The organism is Geofilum rhodophaeum (assembly GCF_002210225.1).
Taxonomy (GTDB): Bacteria; Bacteroidota; Bacteroidia; order Bacteroidales; family Marinilabiliaceae; genus Geofilum; species Geofilum rhodophaeum.
Genome location: NZ_MWUJ01000016.1, coordinates 35,064 through 47,573 on the forward strand (window position 1 = coordinate 35,064; position 12,510 = coordinate 47,573).

Sequence of the window (12,510 nt, forward strand, 5' to 3'; positions counted from 1 at the left end):
TCCCTAAGTCCGGATTTTATGCCCCTTGAGCGCATAGTATAAGAGATATAGGAAAATCGGAACGCCCAACAGGTAAGCCTGCTGAGCCCCAACCCGGTCTTTGAGGGCCCCATAAAGCAGCGGCAAAAGGGCCCCGCCTACAATGGCAATAACCATGAGGGAACTGCCTGCCTTGGTAAAACGGCCCAGATCGGTCATCGCAAGGGGCCACAGGGCGGGCCACATGAGCGAACACCCCAGGGCTATGAGCCCTACGAAATAAATGGACAGGGCGGGGGGGACGAGGACTACAGCGAGGGAGCCGGCCAGTGCAATGAGGGTGACAATGAGCAGGGCGGTGGACTGACTCAGGTAACGGGGAATCAGCACGATGCCGGCCACATAACCAATCACCATTCCTACGGGAGCAATCCAGGCGTAAAGTTCGGGATGGGCCAGACCCAGACTCTCGGCGTAGTCGACCAGCGAACCCAGGGCTACGGTTTCTATTCCTACATATAAGAAGAGGGCGAGTACGCCCAGCAAGAGATGGGGGAACTGCCAGACGGAACTTTTTCCTGCGGCGTAGGGACAGTCCTGCGCTTCTTCTTCGCGCTCACCGGTAGCGGTAACTTCGGGGAGGGGTGCCAGCAAGGCCAGCAGACCGAGCAAAAGAAAGAGGATGCTGATGCCTATGAAGGGCAGTCGGGTATCGCTGAGCGCCACATCGCCAACACTTTTGCCAATAACAAGGGAGAGCACCAGTGGCGCAACGGGCCAGGCCAGCTTATTGGCAATGCCCATGATGCTGATGCGCCGGGCGGCGCTTTCTATGGGACCGAGAATGGTGACGTAAGGATTTACCGAGGCCTGTAAAAAGGTGTTGCCGGTACCGCTGATGAAGGAGGCCAGCAGAAAGAGCGGGAGACTCTCTAAGCGGGCCGAAGGCAAAAACAAAAGAAAACCCAGGGCAAAGAAGAGAAAGGACAAGGCCATGGTTTTTTTGTAGCCGATACGGGCAATCACCAGTGAAGCGGGATAGCCCAGCAGAAGGAAGGCCGAAAAGGTGGCGGCCAAAACCAGATAGCTCTGTGCCGAAGTAAGAGAAAGGGCCTGCTCCAAGAGCGGAATCAAATAGGTATTGATGCCCAGGGCAAAGCCGATGGCAAAAAACATGGTGCCCAGAATCATTAAGGGGGCCAGATACTTAGAAACCTTGGTGGACATAGCAAACTGCTGAAATAAATAATGGATTCGGTGCTTAAATATAGTAAATGTGTCGACGCCCGAGGGATCAAAATGAGCTCCGCTTCATTTTTCACATTTTTTTTGAAGCAGATATTTGGAAGAATATATTTTTGCTCTATCTTTGCATCCGCATTTGAAAACAGACATTCTGTTTCCCTTGCATCAGGGTCCCTTCGTCTAGGGGTTAGGACGCCAGGTTTTCATCCTGGAAACAGGGGTTCGATTCCCCTAGGGACTACCAGTAAAAACTTTAAGAATTTTATCTTTACAACGATGGCAAATCATCAATCTGCTAAGAAAAGAATCAGACAGGCCGAGGCCCGTAAGGTACACAATAAATATTACGCCAAAACTGCCCGTAATGCGGTTAAGTCTTTGCGTTTGACTACCGACAAGACTGAGGCCAGCACTCAGTATCCCAAGGTGGTTGCCCTGATTGACAAATTGGCTAAGAAGAACATTATTCATAAGAATAAGGCTTCTAACCTGAAAGCCAGTCTGGCCAAGCACATCAACACACTGGCCTAAGTCGCACCGACTTCACGGTCCCTTCGTCTAGTGGTTAGGACGCCAGGTTTTCATCCTGGAAACAGGGGTTCGATTCCCCTAGGGACTACAAAAAATGAGGCACATCCTTTTAAGGATGGCCTCATTTTGCTATTTATAATCTCAGCTAAGAGGGCCCTCGTTTTACAACGACCAAATCATTGGCCACCTCCCGCTCGCTGCCATCGGTTAGGGCAAACTCCTCGCCATTGCGCCAAAGTGCTACCGACAACTTTTCACCCGGCTTACTGGCTGTACCAACAGCAAAGACCTGTCCCTCGACCACAGCAAGGCCGTAGGCCTGGGTAGGATAGCTGCCATCACCCAAATCAACAGTCACTCCGTTTTTCCAATAACAGGCTACACGCACTCTGCCACTGCCACTGGCACGGGGACGTTCTTCGTAACCGGCGACATACACATCTTCTCCCTCTACCGCTACGGCAAAGGCTTCGGATTTATACTCCTCATTGCCCAAAAAGGTCCTGTTCCCATCCTGCCAATAACAGGCGCGCTCCCCAGAGCCGGTAAAGGCGATGCCGCCTACAAAGACGATCCCCTGCTCAGATACGGCTATGGAGCTGGCCAGACCGGAGGCATCGAGGATGACCTCCTCACCGTCTTTCCACCACACCGGAGCGCCGTTGCGGTCGCCCGCCACGTGCACAGCCCCATTGTGGACCGCCAGCGCCGAGGCATGGGCTGAAAAATAGCCAGGTCCCTCTTCATGGGTCAGCATAACCGGATCTCCGTTTTTCCAATACAGCGCATTGTACACATCGCTGTGGGTATTCAGCACACCAGCCACATACACGTCCCCGCCATCCACCACAATGTCGTTACCGGCATTACCCACGATGTTGCTGCCTTCATGCCCGGTCAAAGCGTGGAAGTCGGACCCGGCCCAATAGAAAGCGGCGGCGTTGCTGCCGCTCAGGTAGCTGCTGCCGCTGAGGTAGACCTGCTCGTCAGCTACGGCAAGCCCGCGATAATCGGAAGCATAAACCTCAGCTCCATACTGCTCCTTTTTCAGAGGCAGCACCTCACCATTTTTCCATACCACAGGCCAGGAACCATTTTCAGCGGGATGCTGTCCGTAACCCAGCACATAAACATCGACCGCCAGGGGCTCCGGCTCCGGCTCCGGATCGGGTTCCGGCTCTTCTTCTGCCGCTACAACGGTGAGACGGAGGGATGAGCTGTTTTCGTAACCTTCCTTTTGGGCATGAACAACAACTGTTCCGGTCTGCGCAAAAATGTGCGCGTAGCCGTCGAGCCGTTGACCGTCGGCCCACAGCTCTGCGTCGTTGATACTTTGTCCACCTACAGTTACTTCAAAAACCACCTGCTCCCCCACTTCCACTTCGGTGCTGTTGGTTGTTAACTGCAGCTGTAGGACTTCCTCCTCCAAAGGCGCTTCCTGCAAAGGCTCCTCGTCGTCGGAACAGGCCCAAAATAAAGCAGCCAACCCCAGCAACCCCACCCATAAAAAGATATTTTTCTTCATAACATTGTTTTAATCTTTGATATTGAAAACACTGCGGACTTCCTGATAGCTCATGCCATCCCAGTCGCCCCCTTCGGTTAAAACCGAATAGTCTGATGCGCCCATCGTCGCTCCGGGAGGAATCAGCACCAAACGGATTTGTATAGCGGGACTTTCGCTGGTCCCCGAAGTCTGTGAAACAGAGATGTTGATTCTGTTTTCCAAATCATCTCTTACATTCCAACTCCTCAAATCGTACTGATTGATTCCAGCGATGAATCGGCCCGGTACCGACCCCACGGCAGTTAACGCTGAAGTGGTGTTGCTGCCACGAAAAAAAACGAGCAGGGTTCCGTTCCTGTTTTCCACAAAATCGAACAACGAGGTGGCCCCGGTGACTTCCGTCAGCACTTTTATAAGAGCCGTACTCAGGTCTGCCGAGCGATTTCCCCACATATTGGACCAACCTCCGCCCAACTGCAACCATTCGGTGGCGAGGACATTGGCTGTACCAGGCAAACCCTGCTCGCCCTGAGGGCCTGGTTCACCCTGGGGACCTTCTACCAATTCTTCCTTTTTACAGGACGAAAATCCAAGCGCCAGGCACAAGAGGCACAATGCGCTCCATCGTAATGTTTTCATAATTCTGTCTATTTAATAATGATGCATCAGGGATAGGAAACACCACTGCCGCCACCCCAACCCAGGTGGCTGTCTGCTTCGTTGCCCTTGGCTACATTGACAAAGGAATTGCTGTCGAGACTCAGATTGGGCAGGTCGGGCCGACTGGTGCCGGCGCCGGTGTAGGCATAAAGGGCGTAATTGGGCAGGTGCTGAAACATGGTGTTGCTGATGCTGATTTTAGGATCGGCATGCATATAAATGGCGCCGGAATTGCTCTTGTTGGCCGCCGCAAAATCGCCCTTGGCATACTCAATCACCGCATTACTGATCAAATTGTCTTCCTGAGTAAAGCTGAAATGCAGTCCCCCCCAATTGCTCCCGTTGGCGGCCGTCAGGATTACCGGTGCACTGGGGCTGCCCTCAATACGGATGCTGTAATCGTAGGGGAGCATGTCTCCCGCCTGCAAATAGGCGCTGGATTTGAATTGCAGCTCTACACCGGCTTCTATGCTGAGGTGACCGCCATTTTTAACATGTACGCGACCGTCCACCAGGTAAGGAACATCGAGCTTGTTCCAGCGCGCCGTTTGCTCTATGGCGTAATACTCCGACACCACATTGATAAAATCGCTGGCATTGCCACTGAAGCTGGAGGTGGCATCGAGAATGTGGGTGTGGTAGGCCGAAATTTTCACGGGGACCCCTTCGTTACCGGTCACCAACAAAGCGCTGGTGCTTACCTCGGAGTTGCCGCCATTGAGTTGCAGTCCGTGTGTGCCGCCATCGCGTACGGTCAAATGATCAAAGGCCACGCGGGCATCGTGAGCAACGGCTACACTGCCCTCGTAATGGGGCGACATTTCGGTAAATGCCTTACCACCTGCGTATTCTATCACGGTGTGCTGCAGTTTGGTGTTGCTGTTGGACGAATAAAAAATCAGGCCTCGCCAATGGCCTTTATTGGCGCTGGTCCCTGTAAAAACGATGGGTTCATTGGGCGTTCCGAGGGCTTCAAAACCCACCTCATCCCTGAAACTCATGCCGGCATCGGCCGCAAAGGCAATGACCACACCGGGTTCAATCTGAATCTGTACGTCGCCACTGATCTTCATGTAACAATCGATGAGGTAGTCGACGGGCCGGTCGGGATCGTTGACCAGCACCCGGTCCTGGGTAAAATAATCACATTCCAGGGCTACCGGGGGCAGCAGCACCTGCTCCTCCTCTTCGGGTTCACAGGCACAGTCGTCCTCGCTGCAGCTGCTCATTGTAAAAGTCAGCATACCAAATCCCAACAAAAAAAGCAGGGATGCATCTTTCCAAAACATCTTTTTCATAACAAATTGACTTAAATTGGTTTATAGTTGTTCTGCCACACAGGCCTTTGCTCATTAGTGGCCATTTCACGCAGAAGTAAACATCCTTCGTGCATTTTTTTATAAATTGGGCACTCGTGTTTACTTTTTTAATCGCCCAACATTAATGAATAAGGACCAGCAGTGGATCGATGCGCTTCAAAAGGGGGACAGGGAGATTCTGGGAAAGATTTACCTCCACCACCGGGAAGGCTTTCTGAGGTACGCCCAAAGGTATGCTCTGCCCGAGGAAGAGCTGAGGGATATTTATCAGGACAGCATCATTGCGCTCTACGAAAACGTTCGGCAAGGCAAGCTGGAAGGCCTAAAAAGCAGTCTCAAAACCTACCTCTATGCCATTGGGAAGTATAAAATACTGGCCCGGCTCAAAAATTCTGCCGTGTCGACCTCCGAGCTGATGGTGGAGCCGCTTGCCGACGGTCCCGAGCCTCTGGAGACCAGCGCCGCGGAGGAGCGCCAACAAAAACTGCAGAGGGCATACGAACAGCTGGGACCCCGCTGTCGCGAAATTCTGAGACGCTTCTATTATGAAGCGCAGAAGCTGGAGGAGATCAGGGAGGCACTGGACTATCCCAACAGAGATACGGTGAAGGCGCAAAAGTCGAGGTGTTTAAAGCAACTGAAGGAAATTGTACACAGTCATGGACAAAGACAAGCAGGATTGGATCAATGATTATTTTGAGGGCAGACTCTCCCGTGAACAACAAGTCGAGTTCGACTTGTTGCTGCAAGCGGATGACGAACTGGCGGGGGACTTTCAATTTGAAAAGGAGGTACGGGAAGCAGTGATCCGCCAGGAACGGGCGGTGCTCAAAGCCCAATTACAGGAGCTGGACCGGCAGCCGGCCGTAGTACGGCGACATTTTGGCTGGTGGAAGGTGGCTGCTGCCTTGTTGCTCCTCCTGGGCCTGGCCGGCACGCTTTGGCTGACCCTTCGCCCTACAAGCACCGGACAGCTCTACGCCCAATACATGGCGCCCTATCCCAATGTGCTTACGCCTGCAGTGCGCGGGGCCGAAGCCGATGCGTCGGCCCTGGCGGAAGCTCTTGCCCTTTACGAGGCCGAAGACTACGCGGCAGCCGCACACAGACTGGAACAATTGTATGCCAAGTCGCCCCAAAAATCGATCGCCTTTTACCGGGCACTTTGTCTCCTCTATCTGGAACAGCCGGCCGAGGCCCTGGTTTTGCTGGAGCAATGGGAGCATGAGGAGGAAGGACAACCCGCTGTTGCGGTGATGCACTGGTACCAGGCCTTGGCGCATCTGCAAATGAACCAGGCCGACGAAGCCCTGAGATTTTTCACGCTGGTCAGCCAGTCGGGCGACAGTCTGGCCACCCCTGCCGGGGAAATCATTAAGATTTTGCAAGGCCTTTAAAAAGACGCCACAAACCCAAAAGCAGCAGTCCCACTGCCAGTCCCCCCACCCCAAACAGCCAGTTGGACACCCGGTCCTTTTGGCTTAGAATGGGCCCCGCATGCCCGTTGACTACGAAGCCGGCCCAGAAAAAGGGATGGCTTTTCATGGGATGAGCGGCCAGAAAATCGCGTTTGGCCAAGGCCAGGGCTTCGGACTTGGAGCGCCCTTTTTTCAGATGCCGGTAAAAGTCCTGCATCAGCACGGCGGTTTCCTTGTCGGGGACTTCCCACAAACTGTAAACGGCCGAACGAACGCCCGAGTAGGTCAGGGCGCGCGACAAACTCATGAGTCCTTCCCCGTTTACGAGCTTCCCCATCCCGGTATTGCAGGCACTCAAAACCACCATTTCGGCCGGAAAATGAAGTCCGTATAATTCGTGGTAATGCAGCTCCTCTTCGTCCTGAAAAACCAGACTCGAATGATGGGGCCTTTCTTCGTCCATCAAGGCATGCATAGCAAAATGGTAGATTTTATAATCGAGGGCACTGGCCAGAAAACGGTCCCTGGTGGCCTGCTCGCCTTCATAAAGCGTCCCCTTCCATGTGCGACTGATGGCAGCTGCTTCTCGAGCAGCACCGGCAAGGTTCTGCAACCGCTTGTTGTCGCCCGGGCGGTTTTCGCTCCTGTTCTGAAGGTAGTCGGTGGAGTAACGGGGCGCAAAAGCGGCAAAGGGTTTCTGGGGTACGGGGACCTCCGCGGCCTTTCCCTGGAGGTACCACAATCTCAGGCCGTAGGAGTAACTGATGGGGACCCGGGCGACCAAAGGCTGGCCGTGGACCGAGTCGACCAGGGTCTCGAAGGGCAAATAATTCAACACATTATCGGGCACGATAACCAGGCTGTGCAAATCCCCATACCCCAAATCCAAGGGGGCCAACAAAGCCTGGTACAGTTCGCGGGCATAAAGCGAGGCCGGGTTTTCTATGTTTTGAAGGGCCTGGTGATAGGCTCGAACCTTTTGCAACAAGACTTGGTGGGGACCCAAATCGAGCAAACGTACCGCTTCGTCGGACACTACAAAAGCATAGAGCCGCTCACTGGCCAGCAAGTAGCGCACCAGCACCTGATCCTCCGCTAAGGCACTCTGAATGTCGTTGGTGGTTAAGGAGTCGGAAAAGAAGGGAAAGTATTGTTGGTCCTTTTCCCGAATGCGTGCTTCCACAGCCTGAAGACGTTTCGACAGCTGCCGGTAATTGCTTTCTTCCTTCTCCGTGAGGGTGGATTTGCTCAGCAATTCGCCCAACTTAAGTTGTAAGAGATTGCGCTGGACAAAGAGGCTGTCGGGCACATTCAAAAAGCGCAAATGCTTGGCATCAAATTCCTTGGCCAGGTGCTGGGAGCGATTGCGCTCGACCAACTGCAGCAAACCGGCCGCATCGGTCTCGCCCAAACAAAGGTGCAGCGAAAGGAGGCCCTCATTGATGCTGGCGCTGAGGGCATCGAGACTGGGATTGTACACGCCTTTTTGATAGTAAGCGTTGAAGAGACGCGCCCCCAGGTCGTAAAAGTGCAGGGCCAGTCGGCCGTAAGCCTCCGCGCCCTGGCGGTCGTACTCCTGCTGGTAGATCCCGCCCATTTGCTTGAGCGCCTCTATGTAATACACGTCGTTGCGGTGCCTGAAGTCGTCTATTCGCAATACCGAAGCATCACTCACTGCCTGCCCCAGGAGGACCGACACCGCCTCCAACACCAGCTTCTCTGCTTCAGGAAAGCGTCCCTGCTGCTGCAAAATGGCTGCCTTTTTAAGGTAGAGATTCATTCGGTTGAAAACCCGTATGTCTGTCTCCTCACCTATTTGCAAGGCCTGGTCAAGGGCCGCCAGGGCCCGCTGTGGGTCCTCTTCGGCCTCCAGATAATAGCTGCCCAAACGCGAATAAGCAATCATTTGATTGTAACGATCGCCCAGTCGCACACTTTCGGCCAGGGCCTTGTCCAGATAGGCCTTCCGCTGCCTGCGTTCCTCTGCCAACGAAAAATTGGAGAAGGGGCCTGCGGCACTCTGAAGGGCCGACAGGAGGTGGCTGGAATATTGTCTTTGCTTGGCGGGATGCAGCTGCTCAAAATGCTGCAACAAGCTGTCCAGCTGCCGCTGTCCCCCTGCCTTATCCCCTCTCATATCCGTGTACAACAGATGGATGCGGTGCTTATTGATGTAATGTTCCGGCCTGGGCTTCCCTCCCCGCTCGAGCCAGTTCTGAAAGTGCCTGTTCATCGTCTGCAACAAGTCCTCTGCCCCCTGCTGGTCGCCATACTGGGCATAAAGTCGCATCAAATTACCATATACCGTCAGGAGATAACGCTCTTCCAACTCGGGCACTTGTTCCCACAGCTCCCGCGCTTTGTGATAAGCCTTTAGCCGCTCGGTGAAGAAGCCGGTATGGGCATGCACCACCCCAATATTGTTGTACACCAAAGCCATATCGTGCCGCAAATCCAACACTTCAGGATCGTGCAAAGCTTCGTAGCGCAGCAGCGATTTTTTATAATGCTCCAGTGCGGCGCCATAATCCCCATTCATGTCGTAAAGGTAGCCCAGATCATATATCCAATCGGCCTCCTCCCTGGCAGGCAGTGCGTCCGTGAGATGGGCGGCACTCTCCAGTGCCAGCTCCAGTGCACGCGACCAGTTTCCCCTGCCTCCTTCCTCAAGGTAGGACGCTTTGTTAGATCGGAAGCGGGCGACTTGCAGACTGTCGCCGGCAACTGCTTCATTTTCTCTTGTCTGGGAGAAAAGGGGCGACCAGCAAAACAGACTCAGAACAATAAAGGTGCAGCAAAATTTTCTCATCATAGGGAAAGGATCTAAACCACTTCAACGGCCGGTTGAAACACCGCTTTAAAAAAATCCTGTAAAAAACTCAGCACTTATTTATAACAGCCCTTGACGGCAATGGTTGAAAATAAAGGGCGAATAACTTAACTTTGTTTAACTTATTGACCAAAACCCTATAACCATGACCCAGTACGCAAAACTCTCCATTAAGGAACTGGCGGTGGAAGACCGTCCCCGCGAAAAAATGCTCCACAAGGGCTTAACTGCCCTGTCCGATGCCGAACTGCTGGCCATTCTTCTGGGATCGGGCAGCTCCCGTGAATCGGCGGTGGACCTGGCCCGTAAAATAATGGCGGGCTTTCAAAACAACCTCAACCTCCTGGGCAAGGCGGAAATCGAGCAACTGCAAAACCGCTTTCACGGCGTGGGCCAGGCCAAGGCCGTGACCATTGTGGCGGCTATGGAACTGGGGCGCAGACGCCTCTTACAGGAAGTCCTGGAACTGCCTCAAATCAAAAGCAGCAGCGATGTGTACAGTTTGATGCAGCCGGTGCTGGGCGATTTGCCCCACGAGGAGTTCTGGATTTTAATGCTGAACCGCGCCAACAAGGTGCTGCAACGCTACAATGTGAGTAAGGGTGGGATGACCGGCACGGTGATTGATGTGCGCCTGATCCTGAAAAAAGCACTCAACTGCAGAGCCGCCTCCATGATTCTGAGTCACAACCACCCCTCCGGGAATCTTCGTCCCAGCGATGCCGACCAAAGAATAACCGCCAAGCTTAAGGAGGCCGGAAAAATCATGGACATTCCGGTACTCGACCATGTGATTGTAACAGATAATGGCTATTTTAGCTTTGCCGATGAAGGCCTGTTATAAGCACCTTGATGAAAAAACACCAGCTGATTCGACTCCGACACCATGAGATTGATAAAAAACGATGGGACGCGGGCATTGCCAGCTCCACGCATCCCCTCATCTATGCCGACAGTTGGTACCTGGACCTTGTAGCGCCGCAATGGGAGGCGGTGGTGTCGGACGATTACAGCATCCTTTGGCCGCTGACCATCAACAGAAAACACCTTTGGCCGATGTTGGTGCAGCCGATGTTTACCCAGCAACTGGGCATCTTTTCGTCGCAGCCGCTCGACAAGCAAATGGTGACTCAAATCTACAAGAAGAACCCCTACCCCATTCTTACCCTGCAAAGTCACGCCCAAACCAAATGGCCGGCAGCCCGGCAGGTGACCTCCAAACAGAATGCCGTATTGCCGCTCCAAAAAGACTATGACAGTCTGCAAAAAGCATTTCGTAAAGGGCGCAAACACAGTGTAAAAAAGGTACTGAAAGACCCAGGCATTTATCTTTCCCATGCGTCAACGGAGGCCTTTATCACTTTTACACAAAAGCACAACAACTACAACTTAGCTGAAAGACATCTTCAACTGCTGCAAGCATTGATTACCGGCGCACTGGCGCGCCATAATGGCTTCATCCTTTCGGCAGAATCGGAAGACAAGGGCCCTCTGGCCATGGCCTTTTTTCTGCGAAAATACCAACGCATCATCCACTTATCGGGGCACTCTTCTACTGGGGGACTGGCAAAGGACGGCATGTCGCTCATTATAAATCAGGTGATAAAGGACTACGCCGGTTCAGACTACCTGCTTGATTTTGAAGGTTCGGACCTCAAAGGGGTGGCCAGCTTTTACCGCAGTTTTGGCGCTGACGTTGAATGCTACCAGAGTTACCGGCATCCTTGGTTCAAAAACTGGCAAAGAATAAGAAAAGGATTAGGCCAAATAATGGGCGACTTTTAATATTATCTGTTATTTTTGTCAAAATATCGAACCGATGGAGATAAAGTACATCAATCAACCACCTTCTATCCTCAACCAATTTATAGCAGAAATTCGCGATCAGCACATTCAAACCGATCCGCTGCGCTTTCGTCGTAACCTGGAGCGTATTGGCGAAATTTTCGCCTACGAAATCAGCAAAACGCTCAGCTATGAGGAAAAGGACATCCAAACCCCACTGGGGGTTGCTAAGGAGTTCCTGCCCCAGGAAAAACTGGTTATTGCCTCTATTTTGCGCGCCGGCATTCCCTTGCACAATGGTCTGCTCAACTATTTCGATCGCTGCGAAAATGCTTTTGTCTCGGCTTTTAGAAAGTACAACGAAGACGGCCATTTTGAAATCAACATCGAATACATTTCAGGACCCGATCTTAACGGAAAGACTTTGATTTTGGCCGACCCAATGCTGGCCACCGGCTCCTCGCTCGAGCTGGCTTTCCAGGCCCTCAAAGCCAACGGCATTCCCGCCCACGTGCACATCGTCTGCATCATTGCCAGTCAGGCCGGTGTTGAGTATGTACAAAACATGCTGTGCGACGAACCCGTTACGCTTTGGTTGGCTGGTGTGGATGAGGAGTTGAACGCCAAATCGTACATTATTCCGGGCCTGGGTGATGCAGGAGATCTGGCCTACGGCTCCAAACTCTAGGGCAAACGCCGCACCGCACCCTGATCGACGCAGCTTTCGAGCAATTGGCCCATGCTGCGGTGCAGGATTGGATGCTGGCAGTGCGACCAGTGCTCACACAGGGGCAGTAAGGTGAAGCGACGCAAGTGCAGACGGGGATGCGGCAGGGTGAGTCGCTCGGTTTGAATCACCCTTGTTCCGCTCCACAACAAATCGATATCGATACCCCGGGAGGCATAGCCGCCTCCCGCTTGTCTGCGTCTTCCCAGAGCCGATTCGACCTCCAGCACCAGGGTCAACAAGTCCTCCGCTGCCAAAACCGTTTCGATTTCCACCACCCGGTTTAAAAATGGCCGCTCTGCTGTAAATCCCCAGGCCTCACTCTCGTAATCCGAGGAACTCAGCAGCACCCGAAGCCCTGCCTTGCACAGACGTTCCAGGGCCGCATCCATCAAACGGCCGGTTTCTGCCTCATTGCCACCCAAAAGCAACAAAAAACGCTGCGCGCTAACTATTTCACTCATCTTTTTCTACAAATAAAAAGGGGTTGCCAACAATTTTGTAAATTA

12 protein-coding genes and 2 tRNA genes are annotated in these 12,510 nt (G+C 53.1%); 8 read left to right on the plus strand and 6 right to left on the minus strand.

Going from position 1 to position 12,510, the window contains the following annotated elements; all coding sequences use genetic code 11:
* Positions 1–3 precede the first annotated feature (3 nt).
* Positions 4–1,206 (minus strand): glucose/galactose MFS transporter, encoded by a 1,203-nt coding sequence (gluP, locus tag B4W65_RS13255; RefSeq protein ID WP_205741285.1) that lies wholly within the window; start codon positions 1,204–1,206, stop codon positions 4–6.
* Positions 1,207–1,393: 187 nt separating this feature from the next.
* On the opposite strand from gluP, the gene B4W65_RS13260 reads away from it, so the two are divergent.
* From B4W65_RS13260 to B4W65_RS13270, 3 genes are all read left to right on the plus strand, one after another.
* A tRNA-Glu gene (locus B4W65_RS13260) sits at positions 1,394–1,468 on the plus strand.
* A 32-nt stretch (positions 1,469–1,500) separates the two neighbouring features.
* On the plus strand, positions 1,501–1,755 hold the full coding sequence (gene rpsT / locus B4W65_RS13265) for a 30S ribosomal protein S20 (RefSeq protein WP_088655649.1): 255 nt from the start codon (positions 1,501–1,503) through the stop codon (positions 1,753–1,755).
* Between the two features lie 16 nt (positions 1,756–1,771).
* Positions 1,772–1,843, plus strand: a tRNA-Glu gene (locus B4W65_RS13270).
* A 57-nt stretch (positions 1,844–1,900) separates the two neighbouring features.
* Here B4W65_RS13270 and B4W65_RS13275 read toward each other — a convergent pair.
* From B4W65_RS13275 to B4W65_RS13285, 3 genes are read right to left on the minus strand one after another with little or no spacing between them, the layout of a single operon-like run.
* Positions 1,901–3,280, minus strand: coding sequence for a hypothetical protein (locus B4W65_RS13275; protein WP_088655650.1), 1,380 nt, complete (start codon positions 3,278–3,280; stop codon positions 1,901–1,903).
* A gap of 9 nt (positions 3,281–3,289) precedes the next feature.
* On the minus strand, positions 3,290–3,901 hold the full coding sequence (locus B4W65_RS13280) for a hypothetical protein (RefSeq protein ID WP_146697791.1): 612 nt from the start codon (positions 3,899–3,901) through the stop codon (positions 3,290–3,292).
* A gap of 26 nt (positions 3,902–3,927) precedes the next feature.
* A complete protein-coding gene (locus B4W65_RS13285) occupies positions 3,928–5,220 on the minus strand; it encodes a hypothetical protein (RefSeq protein ID WP_088655652.1) in 1,293 nt (430 codons plus the stop codon).
* Positions 5,221–5,365: 145 nt separating this feature from the next.
* Between B4W65_RS13285 and B4W65_RS13290 the strand changes: the two genes are divergently transcribed.
* Positions 5,366–5,932 (plus strand): RNA polymerase sigma factor, encoded by a 567-nt coding sequence (locus tag B4W65_RS13290; protein ID WP_088655653.1) that lies wholly within the window; start codon positions 5,366–5,368, stop codon positions 5,930–5,932.
* A complete protein-coding gene (locus B4W65_RS13295; RefSeq protein ID WP_088655654.1) occupies positions 5,901–6,638 on the plus strand; it encodes a tetratricopeptide repeat protein in 738 nt (245 codons plus the stop codon). The genes B4W65_RS13290 and B4W65_RS13295 overlap by 32 nt, the downstream gene beginning before the upstream one ends.
* Here B4W65_RS13295 and B4W65_RS13300 read toward each other — a convergent pair.
* Complete coding sequence (locus B4W65_RS13300; RefSeq protein ID WP_088655655.1) at positions 6,616–9,471, minus strand: CHAT domain-containing protein; 2,856 nt, start codon at positions 9,469–9,471, stop codon at positions 6,616–6,618. The genes B4W65_RS13295 and B4W65_RS13300 overlap by 23 nt on opposite strands.
* Before the next feature lie 163 nt (positions 9,472–9,634).
* Between B4W65_RS13300 and radC the strand changes: the two genes are divergently transcribed.
* Genes radC through upp form a run of 3 tightly spaced genes read left to right on the plus strand, consistent with a single transcriptional unit; the run spans position 9,635 to position 11,962 of the window.
* A complete protein-coding gene (radC, locus tag B4W65_RS13305; protein WP_088655656.1) occupies positions 9,635–10,333 on the plus strand; it encodes a RadC family protein in 699 nt (232 codons plus the stop codon).
* A gap of 8 nt (positions 10,334–10,341) precedes the next feature.
* Positions 10,342–11,274 (plus strand): hypothetical protein, encoded by a 933-nt coding sequence (locus B4W65_RS13310; RefSeq protein ID WP_088655657.1) that lies wholly within the window; start codon positions 10,342–10,344, stop codon positions 11,272–11,274.
* Between the two features lie 34 nt (positions 11,275–11,308).
* Positions 11,309–11,962, plus strand: a complete 654-nt coding sequence (gene upp, locus B4W65_RS13315) for a uracil phosphoribosyltransferase (protein WP_088655658.1) — start codon at positions 11,309–11,311, stop codon at positions 11,960–11,962.
* On the opposite strand, the gene folK is transcribed toward upp, so the two are convergent.
* Positions 11,959–12,465 carry a 2-amino-4-hydroxy-6-hydroxymethyldihydropteridine diphosphokinase gene (gene folK / locus B4W65_RS13320; RefSeq protein WP_088655659.1) on the minus strand — a complete coding sequence of 169 codons (507 nt, stop codon included), beginning with the start codon at positions 12,463–12,465 and terminating at the stop codon, positions 11,959–11,961. The genes upp and folK overlap by 4 nt on opposite strands.
* Positions 12,466–12,510 lie beyond the last annotated feature (45 nt).

Excerpts from the sequence above, each read along its gene's own strand:
- gluP (WP_205741285.1), bottom strand. The coding sequence starts at position 1,206 with ATGTCCACCAAGGTTTCTAAGTATCTGGCCCCCTTAATGATTCTGGGC.
- rpsT (WP_088655649.1), top strand. The coding sequence starts at position 1,501 with ATGGCAAATCATCAATCTGCTAAGAAAAGAATCAGACAGGCCGAGGCC.
- B4W65_RS13275 (WP_088655650.1), bottom strand. The coding sequence starts at position 3,280 with ATGAAGAAAAATATCTTTTTATGGGTGGGGTTGCTGGGGTTGGCTGCT.
- B4W65_RS13280 (WP_146697791.1), bottom strand. The coding sequence starts at position 3,901 with ATGAAAACATTACGATGGAGCGCATTGTGCCTCTTGTGCCTGGCGCTT.
- B4W65_RS13285 (WP_088655652.1), bottom strand. The coding sequence starts at position 5,220 with ATGAAAAAGATGTTTTGGAAAGATGCATCCCTGCTTTTTTTGTTGGGA.
- B4W65_RS13290 (WP_088655653.1), top strand. The coding sequence starts at position 5,366 with ATGAATAAGGACCAGCAGTGGATCGATGCGCTTCAAAAGGGGGACAGG.
- B4W65_RS13295 (WP_088655654.1), top strand. The coding sequence starts at position 5,901 with ATGGACAAAGACAAGCAGGATTGGATCAATGATTATTTTGAGGGCAGA.
- B4W65_RS13300 (WP_088655655.1), bottom strand. The coding sequence starts at position 9,471 with ATGATGAGAAAATTTTGCTGCACCTTTATTGTTCTGAGTCTGTTTTGC.
- radC (WP_088655656.1), top strand. The coding sequence starts at position 9,635 with ATGACCCAGTACGCAAAACTCTCCATTAAGGAACTGGCGGTGGAAGAC.
- B4W65_RS13310 (WP_088655657.1), top strand. The coding sequence starts at position 10,342 with ATGAAAAAACACCAGCTGATTCGACTCCGACACCATGAGATTGATAAA.
- upp (WP_088655658.1), top strand. The coding sequence starts at position 11,309 with ATGGAGATAAAGTACATCAATCAACCACCTTCTATCCTCAACCAATTT.
- folK (WP_088655659.1), bottom strand. The coding sequence starts at position 12,465 with ATGAGTGAAATAGTTAGCGCGCAGCGTTTTTTGTTGCTTTTGGGTGGC.